The 14,169-nt window shown below is 74.4% G+C and carries 11 protein-coding genes; 9 read left to right on the plus strand and 2 right to left on the minus strand.

From position 1 onward, the window contains the following. Positions 1–4: 4 nt before the first annotated feature. Genes ACRAKJ_RS15590 through gntA form a run of 5 tightly spaced genes read left to right on the plus strand, consistent with a single transcriptional unit; the run spans position 5 to position 4,359 of the window. Entirely contained in the window at positions 5–1,138 is a 1,134-nt protein-coding gene (locus ACRAKJ_RS15590; RefSeq protein ID WP_438925353.1) for an acyl-CoA dehydrogenase family protein, read from the plus strand. Beyond that, positions 1,135–2,196, plus strand: coding sequence for an HAD-IIIC family phosphatase (locus ACRAKJ_RS15595; protein WP_438925354.1), 1,062 nt, complete (start codon positions 1,135–1,137; stop codon positions 2,194–2,196). Before ACRAKJ_RS15590 ends, ACRAKJ_RS15595 begins: the two co-directional genes overlap by 4 nt. Continuing rightward, entirely contained in the window at positions 2,193–2,936 is a 744-nt protein-coding gene (locus ACRAKJ_RS15600) for a thioesterase II family protein (protein ID WP_447009003.1), read from the plus strand. Before ACRAKJ_RS15595 ends, ACRAKJ_RS15600 begins: the two co-directional genes overlap by 4 nt. Continuing rightward, on the plus strand, positions 2,933–3,649 hold the full coding sequence (locus tag ACRAKJ_RS15605) for a 4'-phosphopantetheinyl transferase family protein (RefSeq protein ID WP_447009004.1): 717 nt from the start codon (positions 2,933–2,935) through the stop codon (positions 3,647–3,649). The genes ACRAKJ_RS15600 and ACRAKJ_RS15605 overlap by 4 nt, the downstream gene beginning before the upstream one ends. A gap of 5 nt (positions 3,650–3,654) precedes the next feature. After that, positions 3,655–4,359 (plus strand): guanitoxin biosynthesis heme-dependent pre-guanitoxin N-hydroxylase GntA, encoded by a 705-nt coding sequence (gntA, locus tag ACRAKJ_RS15610; protein ID WP_447009005.1) that lies wholly within the window; start codon positions 3,655–3,657, stop codon positions 4,357–4,359. Between the two features lie 82 nt (positions 4,360–4,441). Here gntA and ACRAKJ_RS15615 read toward each other — a convergent pair whose 3' ends face one another. Then, positions 4,442–7,159: a BTAD domain-containing putative transcriptional regulator gene (locus tag ACRAKJ_RS15615; protein ID WP_447009006.1), complete on the minus strand. Its 2,718-nt coding sequence runs from the start codon at positions 7,157–7,159 to the stop codon at positions 4,442–4,444. Between the two features lie 495 nt (positions 7,160–7,654). Here ACRAKJ_RS15615 and ACRAKJ_RS15620 point away from each other — a divergent pair, with 495 nt between their 5' ends. The 4 genes from ACRAKJ_RS15620 (at position 7,655) to ACRAKJ_RS15635 (ending at position 11,426) form a co-directional block, all read left to right on the plus strand. Continuing rightward, positions 7,655–9,103, plus strand: coding sequence for a carboxyl transferase domain-containing protein (locus tag ACRAKJ_RS15620; RefSeq protein ID WP_438925452.1), 1,449 nt, complete (start codon positions 7,655–7,657; stop codon positions 9,101–9,103). A 19-nt stretch (positions 9,104–9,122) separates the two neighbouring features. Continuing rightward, on the plus strand, positions 9,123–9,509 hold the full coding sequence (locus ACRAKJ_RS15625; protein WP_438925453.1) for a hypothetical protein: 387 nt from the start codon (positions 9,123–9,125) through the stop codon (positions 9,507–9,509). 245 nt (positions 9,510–9,754) lie between these two features. Continuing rightward, the gene (locus ACRAKJ_RS15630) at positions 9,755–10,441 is read left to right on the plus strand and encodes a LuxR C-terminal-related transcriptional regulator (RefSeq protein WP_438925454.1); all 687 of its coding nucleotides are present in this window, start codon (positions 9,755–9,757) and stop codon (positions 10,439–10,441) included. 361 nt (positions 10,442–10,802) lie between these two features. Then, a complete protein-coding gene (locus ACRAKJ_RS15635) occupies positions 10,803–11,426 on the plus strand; it encodes a LuxR C-terminal-related transcriptional regulator (protein ID WP_438925455.1) in 624 nt (207 codons plus the stop codon). Positions 11,427–11,478: 52 nt separating this feature from the next. Here ACRAKJ_RS15635 and ACRAKJ_RS15640 read toward each other — a convergent pair whose 3' ends face one another. Continuing rightward, complete coding sequence (locus ACRAKJ_RS15640) at positions 11,479–14,121, minus strand: AAA family ATPase (RefSeq protein WP_438925456.1); 2,643 nt, start codon at positions 14,119–14,121, stop codon at positions 11,479–11,481. Positions 14,122–14,169 lie beyond the last annotated feature (48 nt).

The raw sequence follows: 14,169 nt of genomic DNA on the forward strand, positions 1-14,169 counted from the left end.
GGCGGTGACCGCGCCGTCGCGGGCGGCGGACCTGGCCGAGGTCGCGCGGTTCGTCGACCAGGAGGTCGCCCCGCGCGCCAACGAGTTCGACCGGGCCGAGCGGCTGCCGGACGAGGTGCTGCGCCGGGTCGGCGAACTGGGCCTGTGGGCGCCGTTCCTGCCGGTCGAGGTCGGCGGTTCGGGCATGGACATGGTCACCCTGGGGCGCGTGCACGAGGAGGTCGGGCGCGGCTGCTCCTCGCTGCGCAGCATGCTGACCGTGCACACCATGGTGTCCGCGTCGGTGCACCGCTGGGGCACCGACGAGCAGCACGCCCGGTGGCTGGGGCCGCTCGCGGCGGGGGAGGTCCTGGGCTCGTTCTGCCTGACCGAACCCGACCACAGCGGCAGCGACTCCACCGCCGAGGGCACCACCGCGGTGCCGGACGGCGACGGCTGGGTGCTGGACGGTCGCAAGACCTGGATCACCGGCGGGCAGGTCGCGGGCCTGTTCATGGTGTTCGCCCGCACCGGCGAGGGCATGAGCACCTTCCTGGTGGAGGCCGACCGGCCGGGCGTGCGCGTCACCCCGGTCCGGCACGTGATGGGCACGGCGGCGAGCATGCTGGCCACCGTGGAGTTCACCGGCGTCCGGCTGGACGGCTCCGCCCTGCTCGGCCCGCGCGGCTGGGCGACCGCGACGGTCATGACCAGCGCGCTGGACCTGGGCCGCTACAGCGTCGCGTGCGGCTCGGTGGGCATCATCCGGGCCGCGCTGGACGCCTGCGCGAGCTACACGTCCACGCGCACCGCCGGCGGCTCCCCGCTGCGCGACCTGCCGCAGATCCGCGCCATGGTCAGCGGCATGGTGACCGCGCGCGACGCGGCGCGGCTGCTGTGCGAGAAGGCGGGCGCGCTCAAGGACGCCGGCGACCCGGCGACGATCATGGCCACCTGGGTGGCCAAGTACTTCGCCTCCACCTCGGCGGTCCGGGTGGCGGGTGACGCGGTGCAGGTGCACGGCGCCAACGGGTTCGGGCAGGACCACCCGGTGGGTCGGCTGTACCGGGACAGCAAGGTCATGGAGGTCATCGAGGGCAGCACCCAGATCCAGGAGCTGACCATCGCGGCCGAGGCGTATCGAGAGGTGACGGGGTGACGACGGCGGACACCGCCGCTCCGGCGAAGCCGAAGCGCGGTCGGATCAAGTGCGTGGTGTGGGACCTGGACAACACGCTGTGGGACGGCACCCTCCTGGAGGACGGGCGGGTGCGGGTGCGCCCGGAGGTCGTGGCGGAGATCAAGCGCCTCGACGAGCTGGGCGTCCTGCACTCGGTGGCCAGCCGCAACGACCACGACGCGGCGATGGAGCGGCTGCGGGCCGAGGGGCTCGACGACTACTTCCTGCACCCGCAGATCAACTGGAACCCCAAGTCGCAGTCGGTCGAGCGGATCGCCAAGTCGCTCAACATCGGGCTGGACGCGATTGCGTTCGTCGACGACCAGCCGTTCGAGCTGGCCGAGGTCGCCCACGCGCTGCCCGCGGTGAAGACCGTGGACACCGCGCGGCTGGCCGAGGAGCTGGAGTCGGACGAGTTCCGGCCCAAGTTCGTCACCGACGAGTCCCGCATCCGCCGCGAGCTGTACCGCGCGGCCGAGGTGCGCGACCGGGTCGAGCAGGACTACGCGGGCACCAGCGAGGAGTTCCTGTCCACGCTGGACATGGTGTTCACCATCGAGGAGGCCAAGGAGGAGGACCTCCAGCGCGCGGAGGAGCTGACCGTGCGCACCAACCAGCTCAACGCCACCGGGCGCACCTACTCCTACGAGGAGCTGGACGAGCTGCGGCAGTCGCCCGACCACCTGCTGCTGGTCGCCTCGCTGACCGACCGGTACGGCGGCTACGGCAAGATCGGCCTGGCCCTGGTCGAGCGCGGGCGGCCCGCGTGGCACCTGCGCATGATGCTCATGTCGTGCCGGGTGATGTCGCGGGGCGTGGGCACGGTGCTGCTCAACCACATCATGCGGTTGGCCAAGGCCGACGGCGCGGTGCTGCGGGCCGACTTCGTGGAGACCGGCCGGAACCGGGTCATGTACGTGACCTACGCGTTCGCGGGCTTCGCCGAGGTCGCCCGGGACGGCGACCACCTGGTGCTGGAGTCCGACCTGAGCCAGATCCAGCCCATGCCCGCGTACCTGGAGGTGAACGCCGGGTGACCGCGGCGACCACCGCCGCGCGCTGGCTGCCGTTCGGCGCGTCCGGCGCCGGCACGCGGCTGTTCTGCTTCCCGCACGCGGGCGCGGGCGCGGCCGTCTACCGGGGCTGGTCCGCCTCGGCGGGCGACGGCCTGGCGATCTGCCCGGTCCAGCTGCCCGGCCGCGCCGAGCGCGGCCGGGAGGCGGCGCACCACGACGTGGAGGCGCTCGTCGACGACGTGCTGGCCGGGCTGGGTGAGGAGTTCACCGGCGACTACGCCCTGTTCGGGCACAGCATGGGCGCGCTGGTGGCCTACCTGGTCACCCGGCGGATCGCCGAGCGCGGCGGTCCGCTGCCCCGGCACCTGTTCGTGTCCGGCCGGGCCGCGCCCCAGCTGCCGGACACGCGCAAGCGGCTGCGGGACCTGCCGGCGGCCGAGCTGACCGCCGAGCTGCGCGCGCTGGGCGGGCTCCCCGACGTGCTGATGGGGGAGCCCGAGCTGCTGGCGATGTTCCTGCCGCTGCTGCGGGCCGACCTGACGGTGAACGAGACCTACCGGCACGTGCCCGGCCCGCCGCTGCCGGTGCCGCTGACCGCGTTCGGCGGGCACGGCGACCCGAGGGCGTCGGACGACGAGCTGGCGGCCTGGTGCGCGCTGTCCGCCGACTCGGCGCTGTTCACCTACCCCGGCGGGCACTTCTACCTGGACAAGAGGGCGCCCGAGCTGCTGGGGGTCGTCCGCGCCAGGCTGGCGGGATGACCACCGGGCGCGCCCTGAGGCCCCGGCGCGACGTGCACGTGTGGCGCGTCGAGCTGGCGCGGGACGCGGGCGCGCTGGACCTGGACGTGCTGGACGCCGACGAGCGGCGGCGTGCCGGGGGGTTCGCGGTCGAGGACGAGCGGTGGCGGTTCACCGCCTCGCACGCGGCCCTGCGGCACGTCCTCGCCGGGTACGCCGGGGTGCCGCCCGGCGAGCTGCGCCTCACCCGGGACGGCGGCCGGCCGCGCCTGCTGCCGGACCGCGGCGGGCTGGAGTTCAGCCTGTCGCACTCCGGCGGGCTGGCGCTGGTCGCGGTCGCCCGCGGGATGCCCGTCGGGGTCGACGTCGAGCAGGTCCGCGACGTCGACCACGCCGGCCTGGCCGAGCGCGTGCTGGCCCCGGCCGGGGCGGCGTCGCTGGCCGCGCTGCCGCCCGCCGAGCGGCTGCCCGCGTTCTTCCGGCACTGGGCCTGCACGGAGGCGTACCTGAAGGTCGACGGCCGGGGACTGGCCGGGTTGCCGGGCCCGGCGTTCACGCTCACCGGCGGCGAGGCCGCGGGCCGTCCCGGGTGGACGGTGCGCGAGCTGGCCGTCGGGGCGGGGTTCGCCGCCGCCGTGGCGGCGCCCGCCCACCCGGTCGACGTCACCACCTCCGAGTGGTCGCCGGACCGACCACCCACTCCCACGACGAGCACCACGAGCCGAGAACGGTGACCACCGTGACAGACCCCCGCGCGGAACTGGAAGAGTTCATCACCACCAAGGAGTTCAGCTGCCTGGGCGCGCGCGCCGCGCTGAAGAAGCAGTCGATCGTGCACGGCCACTACCGGGCGCTGGGCGACCCCGAGTCCGCCCGCGCCAACCACCAGGACCTCGTGCCCTACGCGCGCGACCTGAAGCCGACCCTGTCGGACCGGAGCTTCCGCACGTTCGTGGCGACCTTCGACGAGCCGGGCGAGGTGCTCGACGAGCTGGAGTACGAACGGCTGCTGTGGCAGCACCTCCAGCTGATGCACGACCTCGACGCGCCGCTGCACGGCCTGGACCAGGGCGCCACCTCCGACCCGAACGAGCCGAACTTCGGCTTCCACACGGCCGGGCACGCGTTCTTCATCGTCGGGATGCACCCCGGCTCGTCCCGGGCCAGCAGGCGCTTCACCCGCCCGGCGATCGCGTTCAACTCGCTGGTGCAGTTCATGATGCTGGGCGAGAAGTTCTTCTCGATGCAGGACGCCATCCGCAAGCGGGAGGAGGGCAACAACGGCTCGGTGAACCCCAGCTTCACCACCTACGAGTACGCGATGCCGTCCCGCCACTTCTCCGGCCGCTTCACCGAGGAGGACTGGAAGTGCCCGTTCACCTCGCGGCACCCCGCCGCCGCGGTGAAGTACACCGCCGACGTGATGCAGCGCCCGCACGGCTGAACCCCCTGCGAACGGGGGCGGCCCGGCGAACGAGAGCGGCGCGGACCCGACCGGGTCCGCGCCGCTCCGGCGTGCGGGTCGCTCAGGCGACGCCCTCCCGGGCGCCCACCAGGGCGCGGCTCGGCGAGTCGGCGACCAGCGACCGGGGCGCGGTGCGCCTGCCGACGGCGGCGGTCACGTGGCGGTGGTGGTGCCTGCGCAGCGGGTGGTGCGCGTCCCACTGCCCGCCCCGCGCGCTGCTCAGGCCGTCGATCCAGGACGCCGCGTTGCGGTGCTTGGCCGCCCGCTGGGTGTGCGGCAGCTCCAGGTAGGAGATGTCCCGCACGAGGATCTGGGTGAACTCGTAGGTCGGTCCCTCGGCGGGGTCGCGGTAGGGGGCGCGGCGCAGGAGCTGGCCGCGTTCGAGCCGTTCCAGGCAGCGGGCGACGGCGTCGACCTGGTGCTCGCCGTAGCCGCCGACCGCGGCGATGCCCGCGGCGGTGATCATCTCGCCGAGCACCGCGGCGTCCTTCAGCACGGCCTTCTCCTCCGGCGACAGCGCCGTCAGCCGGGCGGCCAGCACGCGGCGCACCTGGTCGGGCGGCAGCTCGTCCTGGAGCCGGCCGTCCCGGATCGCCGTCGCGTACTCCACGGCGAACAGCGGGTTGCCGCTGACCTTGGTCAGCACCGAGCGCCGCAGCTGCTCGGTCCGGACGCCGTCGTGCCCGGCGGGCAGCAGCGAGTCCAGCAGCGCCTCCACCGCGGTGTCGGGCAGCGGTTCCAGGGTCACCGTGGTCGCGTTGCGCACGGTGCCGTGCCAGCCGGGGTGCGCGGTGAGCAGCTCGGGCCGGGCGGTGGCGACCACGAGCAGGGGCGCCGGGCCGAAACCGCGGGAGAGCCGTGCGACGAGGTCCAGCAGCCGCTCGTCGGCGAGGTGCAGGTCCTCGAACACCAGGACCAGGGGGCGCTGCGCCGCCTTCGCCTCCAGCACGGCGCGCAGCGCGTAGAACGCCTCCTCCAGGTCGATCCCGGCGGGGGAGGGCGCCAGCAGGGGCGCCAGCCGGGAGACCAGGGAGTCGGCCTGCTCGCCGGGGCCGACCAGCTCGTCCACCGCCGCCGCCGGGTCGCCGTCGCGCCGGACGAGGCAGCCGCGCAGGACGTCGGCCAGCACGCGGACCGCGACGTCGTCGCACAGCGCGGGCACTCGGGTGGTGTGCACCAGCGGACCGGTCCCGTCGTCCCCCTCGGGCAGCGACTCGACGAACTCGCGCACCAGGCGGGACTTGCCGATGCCCGCCTCGCCGAGCAGGGTCAGCAGTTGCGGGCGGGCGTGCAGCTCGGCCTGGTTCAGCATCCGGTGCAGCAGGTCCAGGTCCAGCTCGCGGCCCAGGAAAGGGGTGCGGACGTGCCGCTGCGGCGCCGGGACGGGGGTGTCGCGCACCGACTCGGCCCGCCACATCGCCGCCGCGTCGGACCGCTCGGCGTAGGCGATGAGCGAGGCGCTGGCCTGCCGGGTGACCTCGCAGGCCCACACCGTGCCGCGCCGGGCCGCGTTCGTCATCTGGGCGCAGGTGTCCACCACCGTGCCCGCGATCGTCGGGGTCGCCCCGCCGGCGACGGGGAACTTCGCCAGCACCTCGCCGGTCGCCACCGCCAGGCGGAAGTCCGGCCCCGACCCGACCGCGCCCAGCAGCCGGTCCCTGATCGCCAGCGCGGCGCGGGTCGCCCGCACCACGTCGTCGTCGTGCGTGCGGGGGACGCCGAAGACCGACAGCAGCACCGAACCCGTGCTGCCGATGACCGCGCCGCCGGCGCGCTCGACCTCGTCGCGCACCGCGCCGGCGATCTCCACCAGCGACTGCTCGACCTCCTCGGGGTCCCGGTCCGCGTCCTGCCGCAGGGCGACCGCCACGACGCTGACGAGCCTGCGCTCGGCCACCGCGCCCGGCGCCACGCCCGGCACCGCCGCGGCGGCCGGCCGGACGACCCCCGCCGAGGGCTCCGCGACGGGGACGGGCGCGACCCGCACCCGGTCGGCGACCCGCGCGGGCGCCCCCGGGCTCAGCGCCTCCTCGTCGTGCTCCAGGATCGCCCGCTCCAGCTCGCGCAGCTCGCGGCCGGGCTCCAGGCCGAGGTCCTCCGCCATCGCCGCGCGGGTGCGGCGGTAGACCTGGAGGGCGTCCACGTGCCGCCCGGCGCGGTAGAGCGCGGTCATCAGCTGGCGGCACAGCCGCTCGCGGTGCGGCTCGGCCAGGAACAGCTGCTCCAGGTCGGGCAGCACCTCCGCGTGCCGGGCGCGCTCCAGCTCGATGTCGAAGTAGTCCTCCATGACGCCCACGCGCATGTCGCGGACCTTGGTCAGCTCCGGCCAGCGGACACCGGCCTCCGCCAGGTCGGCCAGCACCGGCCCGCGCCACAGCCGCAGGGCCTCGCGCAGCGCCTGCGCGGCCTGGTCGGTGCGGCCGTCGGCGAGGCCCGCGCGCGCCGCCTGCGCCAGCCCCTCGAAGCGGCACAGGTCGATCTGCTCCGGCGGGACCCGCAGGACGTAACCGGGCGCGTGGGTCAGCAGCAGCGCGGACCGCTCCCCGTCGGCGTGCGACGCCAGCACGTTGCGCAGGCCGGAGACGGCGTTCTGCACCATCTTGCGCGCCGTCGAGGGCACCTCGTCCGGCCACAGCGCCTTGAGCAACCTGCTGGTGGCCACCACCTGGTTCGCGTGCAGCAGCAGGTAGGCCAGCACCGCGCGCTGCTTCGTGCCCTTCACGGGGACGGCGACACCGCGGTCGACGACCTCCAGCGAACCCAACACACCGAATTGCATGGACCCCACCTCGACTCGACGGATCGTCACCTGCCGGGCCACGCCCGACCCGCCCGGCGGCCGATCGCCGTCGGGGACGTCCGTGAGAGTTCCGCGTGCGCCGCCGCCTCCGCAATGGAACCGGGGGGAACCGGCGCTTTCTACTAGATGCGCGTCCGGGGGACTTGCGTGCCTTGACAGCCTCTCGACGCGTTTGCTAATTGCATTCACCCTATTGTGATGTGCGTCCCACATTCTTCGGTGCGTCGGAATGGTGTGAGCGGGCCTCGGGTCTGTGCGGACGTCCCGGGTGAACGCCGGGTTGCCTCCCGGTGGAGCGCACGGGTGAAACCGGTTCCACCCTGCGCCGCAGGGGTGTGGGCCGGACGGGGAGGGTAAAAACGTGAATTCCGGGTGCCCGGAATTCCTGCGCGGTCCGACGCGAAGACTAGGGATTCTCGGCACTTCCGCGCGGTTTACTGGTGGCTCCCCACATGAATCCGAAGGAGGTGGGTGGTGACACTTCCCGACCTGGCGGTAATGACGCCCGCGCCCGCGGTCGTCGCACCGGCCGACGTCGACCACCGCGACCCGGTCAGGCGGGTGGAGCAGTTGCTCGACCCCGGTTCCACCGTGCTCGTCCAGCGGCCCGCGCACGCGAACATCGTGGTCGCGAGGGGCACGATCGAGGGTGCCCCCGTCGTCGTCTACTGCACCGACGCCACCCGCAAGGGCGGCTCGATCGGCATCGACGAGTGCCCGTACATCGTCGACGCGATCGACCTCGCGGTGCGCGAGCGCTGCACCGTCATCGGGGTGTGGCACTCCGGCGGGGCCAAGCTCGCCGAGGGCGTGGCGGCCATGGACGGCATCGGCCGGATGTTCAGCGCGATGGTCCGGGCCTCCGGGCAGGTGCTCCAGCTGTCGATCGTGCTCGGCCCGGCGGCGGGCGGCGCGGCCTACGGCCCGGCGCTGACCGACGTGGTCGTCATGGCCGACGGCGGCCGGGTGTTCGTGACCGGCCCGGACGTGGTGCGGTCGGTGACCGGCGAGCAGATCGACATGGACGGGCTGGGCGGCCCGGAGGCGCACGGGCGCAAGTCCGGCGTCGTGCACATCACCTCGGGCAGCGAGGCGCAGGCGTTCCTGGACGCCCGCAGGGTCGTGGACCTGGTCGCCAACCCCGGCCGCTTCGACATCGGCGCGCCGCGCCTGGACGAGCCGCTCGGCTTCCGGCTGCCCGAGTCGCCCAAGCGCGCCTACGACGTGCACCCGCTGGTGGACGCCCTGCTCGACGGCGGTCCGCGCGCCGGTTTCGTGGAGCTGCAACCGAAGTGGGCGCCCAACGTGGTGATCGGCCTGGGCCGCCTCGGCGGGCGGGCGGTCGGCGTGGTCGCCAACAACCCGCTGCGCAAGGGCGGTTGCCTGGACTCGCTGTCGGCGGAGAAGGCGTCGCGGTTCGTGCGCACGTGCGACGCGCTGGGCGTGCCGCTGGTGGTGCTGGTCGACGTCCCCGGCTACCTGCCGGGCATCGCGCAGGAGTGGGGCGGGGTCGTCCGCCGCGGCGCGAAGTTGTTGCACGCCTTCGCCGAGGCCACCGTGCCCAGGGTGACCCTGGTGGTGCGCAAGTCCTACGGCGGCGCGTACATCGCGATGAACTCCCGTTCGCTGGGCGCGACCGCGGTGCTGGCGTGGCCGGACGCCGAGGTGGCCGTCATGGGCGCGCGGGCCGCGGTGGAGATCCTGCACCGCAAGAAGCTCGCCGCCGCGCCGGAGCACGAGCGCGAGGCGCTGCTCACCGTCCTGGCCGCGGAGCACGACCTGGCCGTCGGCGGCGTGGCCAAGGCCGTGGAGCTGGGCGTGGTGGACGAGGTGGTCGACCCCGACCGGACCCGGCGCAGGCTCGTGGAGATCCTGTCCGCCGCCCCGGCCGGGCGCGGCCACCACCGCAACATCCCGTTGTGACCGAGCCGGGAGGTCGACCGTGTCCCTGACCGACAACGCAAACCCGACCCACAACGCAAACCCGACCCACGACGCGAACCCGATCGAGAACGCGGGAACGACCCGGGACGGCGCGCTGCCCGAAGGGGCAGAACTGCCGGTGCCGAAGAACCACGAGCTGCACCGAGCCCTGGGCGAGGTGCGCCGGTGCATCCGGGCGCTGCGCGCGCGGCACGGCGACCACGTGGTGATCCGCCGCCTCGTCAACGGGGTCGAGCGGCTGGAGATCGACGCGGCGGACCTGCCCGCCGCGGGCCGGGCGCACCACGCCGAGGTGGTGTACGTCCCGGACACGCCCTACGACCCCTCGCTGTGGTCGGACGTCGACGACGAGGGGGTCGGCGGTCACCGGCGGCACGTCTGTTGAGACGCCGTTGCCCGTTCCCGCCCCGGCGGCCTTCCTGTTGGTACCTTCGCCGCCCGGCTGACCATCGCATTATGCAAGACTCCGCATAACGAACAGGACGACGCTCCCCGAGGGCGGCGCACGAGCGACCGACCGCATCGACGCGGTTCCCGGTCGCGGTCGCCGGGGCGGTCCTGTTCTCGGCGCGTCCACCGGTGGAGCACCCGGGGCGCGACCCGTCGAAAGAAAACACGGAAGGCTGTGCCGTGTCACTCGGATACCCGATCTCGAACGAACCCGACCACCTGGTGGCCACGTCGGCGAGCACCAGGTTCGGCGCGGACGACTTCAGATGCCTCTTCGACCACTCCGGCCTGTGCATGGTGACGCTCGACCGCGCCCTGGTCGTGCAGGAGGTCAACGCCGACTTCAGCCGCGAGTTCGGCTGGCGCAACGCGACCCTGCGCGGTCGCGAGGTCCTGCACTTCGTGCACCGCAGCGCCCGTTCGCACCTGGGCCGCCAGCTCGACCGGCTGGTGGCGGACAAGGTGCCCAACGTGACCGAGCACGTGCTGGCGACGTGCTTCGGCGACCAGGTGGTGCCGGTGGTGTTCACCGCGACCGCGGTGCGCCCCGGGTTCGACCTCGCCCGCGTGCTGGTCGTCGTCCAGCCGGGACGGGGGGAGCGCGACGAGAGCCCCGTGGTGGACGACCGGCTGATGCTGAGCGAGCTGGACGCCCGCATCCTGGAGGGCGTGGCCGCCGGCGTCTCGTCGGTGCGGCTGGCCTCGGCGCTCTACCTGAGCCGGCAGGGCGTCGAGTACCACGTGAGCACGATGCTGCGCAGGCTCAACGTGCCCAACCGGACCGCGCTGGTGTCGCGCGCGTACTCGCTCGGCCTCCTGTCGGCGGGCGTCTGGCCGCCCAGGGTCGGCCCGGAGTTCGTGAAGTAGCACCGACGCCCGTTCGGAGCAGTCGCGGACCGGTGGAGCGGCCGTGCGCCCGGATCACCCGAATGCGACGCGGTCCTGCTGCGAACGGTGGTCGGCGATCCGCACCGCGTCGTGGGGCCACCGGCCCAACCGGCCGTGCGGGGCTCGCTTCCGTCACTACCTCATAGTGCTCTCACCTGGTCTTTTGCTGCAAAAAATCAGGTACCGTACAGAAGTCTGACAATTCGCGGGAGGTTTCCCTAGAACTAACGCCGAACCCTGTTCGAAGTGCCGATCGGCGGCCTTGCCATGACAAGCTGTGTGTGGAAGTACACGGAGAGTGTGCCTGCGGCACGAGCGAAGGACGATCGACGGAGCGGGGATGAGCGCGATCAACGTGGCGGTGCACGCGGCGGACCCGATCACCCGGGCGCACCTGGCCGACGAGATCAACTCGACGGTGGAGTTCCAGCTGGTGGCCCCCGAGGGCGGGGAGGCGGTCGACGGGGTCGTCGTGGCCTCGGTGGACAACGCCGACATGACGACCCTGGAGATGATGCGGGACCTGCGCACGCCCCGCACGGCGTTCTGCCTGATCGTCCGCCACGACTGGTACCTGGACTACTCCGCGGCCGTCGAGCACGGCGTGCGGGGCGTGCTGTGGCGGGCCGACTACACCCCCGCCCGGCTGCGGCGGCTGATCCACGTCGCGCACCAGGGGCAGGCGGACTTCCCCAACTCCCTCCAGGCGGGGCTCCTGGAGCACCTGCGCAGGCTCCAGGAGCACGTGCTGGTGCCCGCCGGGCTGACCCCCTCCGGGCTCCAGGTCCGGGAGGTCGACATGCTCCGCCTGATGGCCGAGGGCATGACGCTGGAGGAGATCTCCAAGGAGATGTCCTACTCGGAGCGGACCGTGAAGAACATCTTCTACGGCTTGATGAAGCGGCTGAACCTGCGCAACCGCACGCACGCCGTGTCCTACGCCATCCGCGCCGGGCTGATCTGAGCGGACCGGTGCCCCGGCCGGATCAGGGGCGGTCCCGACGAGGACGGTCTTGTCACGGGTAGTCCTCGACGCGCATCGCCGTGGCCAGCTCCACCCGCGACCGCACGCCCGCCTTCGTGAACAACCGGGTCAGCCGACCCGCGATCCCGCCCTCGCTCACCTGGAGCACGGCGGCCAGCTGCCGGTTGGTCAGCCCCTCGGTCACCAGGCGGGCCAGCAGTTGCTCGTTCTCCGCGGCCGCGGCGTTGCGGCCGGGCACCGACACCCCGGCCTCGCGCATCGCCGTGCGGGTCCGGTTGCGCCACGTGGCCGCCCCCAGCCCGCCGAACAGCTCGTACGCCTCCAGGAGGTGGTCACGCCCGGCCCGCCCCGGTTCGGCGGCGGCCAGCAGCGTCAGCGCCAGCTCGAACGGTTGGCCGGACTCCCGCGCCAGCGCGACCGCCTCGGCCGGTCTGCCGGCGGTCCGGTCCACCCGCAGCGCCGTGCGCAGCGCCAGCAGCCGGGCCGCCGCGACGCCCGTGCACCCGGCGACCCGTTCGACCTCGCGCACGCAGTCCGCCGCGCCCCGGGCGTCGCCCACCGCGGCCCGGCACTCCGCCAGCCCCGCCCACAGCTCCCCGGTGCCCAGCACGTAGCCGTGCGCGCCCGCGTCGGCGAGCCCGGCGCGCAGCACGGCCTCCGCCGCGTCCGCGTCGCCCAGCAGCGCGTGGACCGCGGCGGTCGCGGCGGCCAGCAGGTGCGGCACGGGGACGGTCGCCCGCGCCGCGTCCAGCACGCTCGCCGCCCGCGTCGGCCAGCCGCGCGCCAGCAGCATCGTCGACGCGCCGGCGTGGGCCAGCACGCTGACCGGCATCCGCGCCGACGCCGGGGTGTTGGCCATCATCGACCGCGCCGTGCCCAGCCCCCGCTCCCAGTCGCCCCCGAGGAACCGGGCCAGGAACACGTCCTGCCGCGGCACCTGGTCGACGCCCACCCCGCGCCGGGCCAGCAGGTCCAGCGCCGCCGTCAGCTCGCCCACCCCGAGCAGCGAGTCGTACTGGTGCACGGTCAGGTCGTAGCGCGTCCGCCCGCCGTCCCGCGCCACGGCCGCGCGCAGGTCCGCCAGGTCGCCGTGGACCAGCCCCGTGGACCAGCGCGCCGAGCTGTCCAGCCAGCGCTCCGCCGACTCTTCTGCCACTGACTCCTCTGCCGCTGACTCCTGGGCCACCGGCGGGACCCCCTCCAGCAGCCGCCGCGCCTCGTCCCACCGGCCGAGCAGGCACAGCGCGTGCGCGCCGAGCGCGAGGTGGGCGGCGTCGGCGGTGGGGCGCAGGTGCTCCTCGGCCGCCGCGGCCAGCGCCGCGCGGTCGCCGGTGCCCGCCAGCGCGAGCAGTTCCAGCCCGGCCACGTCGAGCCGCAGCCCGCGGTCCATCGCGCTCGCGAAGCGCGTCAGCAGCTCCCTGCTCTCGCGGGCCGCGGTGGCGTGGTCGCCGGAGCGCAGGGCCGCCGACGCGTGCGCCGTCAACGCCTTCACCTGGGCCACCGGGTCGTCGAGCAGCGTGGCGGCCACCCGCATCCAGCGCGCGCCGCGGGCCATGTGGGTGAAGCGCAGCGCGTGGCCCGTGTCCAGCAGCTCCCGCGCGGCGCGCTTCGGGTCCAGCAGGGCCACCCCGTCCGCGATCCGGTCGGCGAGGAAGGCCAGCTTGTCGGGCGGCGAGGCGGCGTCCGCCCGGTCGTGCCGCCAGTGGTGGCGCACCGCGGCCGCCGACACCGCGCGCCGCTCGTAGGGGCCCATGCGCGCCGCGACCGCCGCCGCGAGCAGCGGCACCCGGAAGCCGAGCCGCTCCGGGGTGCCGGAGCGCTCCGCGAAACCGGAGGCGACCAGCAGGTCCAGCGCCTCCGCGACCGCCCCGGGGGCCACGCCCGCGGACTCGATCACCGAGACGACCGTGTCCGAGGGGCAGCGGTGGTCCGAACCCAGCAGGCCGAGCGCCTTGGCCACCCGCCACGGCGTCGCGCCCAGCCCGCGCAGCGCGCGCACGAACCGGTCGTCGTCGGGCAGCACCGGCGGCGGCGTGCCCTCCAGCAGGTGCGCGTGGCCGATGAGCACCCGGATGCCGCCGGTGCGCCGCAGCTGCTCGACCACCGCCACCAGCGCGGCCGGGTTGCCCGCCGTCAGCCGGTGCGCCTCGGCGACCAGCGCGCCGTCCGGGATGGCGCCCAGCAGCCGGACCAGCGCGCGGGCCACGCCGTCGCGGTCCATCGGGGCCAGCGGCACGTCGACCTGCCCGGCCGGCGCGGGCCGCGGGTGGTGGACCAGCTCCGACAGCACCAGGCGCACGTCGCCGCGCGCCGGTCCGGCCACCAGGTCGCGCAGCAGCCGGGCCGACTCGTCGTCGGCGTGCTGGGCGTCGTCGACGAGCAGCACGACCCGGCCGCGCTCGCGCAGCGCGCGGGTCAGCGCGAGGGGCAGGTGCGGCACCGGCGCGCCACCGGCCTCGTGACCGCCGGTCAGCGACCCGAGCAGCCGGCGCGCCACTGTGAAAGCGCTCCCACGGTCACTGGGCAAGCAGGTGGTGGTGCGCACGTCCGCCCCCTCGGCACCCACCCGGTCGGCAACGGCGGCGAGCACCGAGGTACGCCCCGACCCGCGGTCACCGGTGACCACCACCGGCCGGTGGCCCTCCGCTCCCAGCGCCTCGACCACGGCGTCCACCGCACCGGTGAAAACCTGCCCGCTCAGCTGGGCCTCCTAATTTGTCCA

It is taken from the genome of Saccharothrix sp. DSM 118769, from assembly GCF_052936295.1.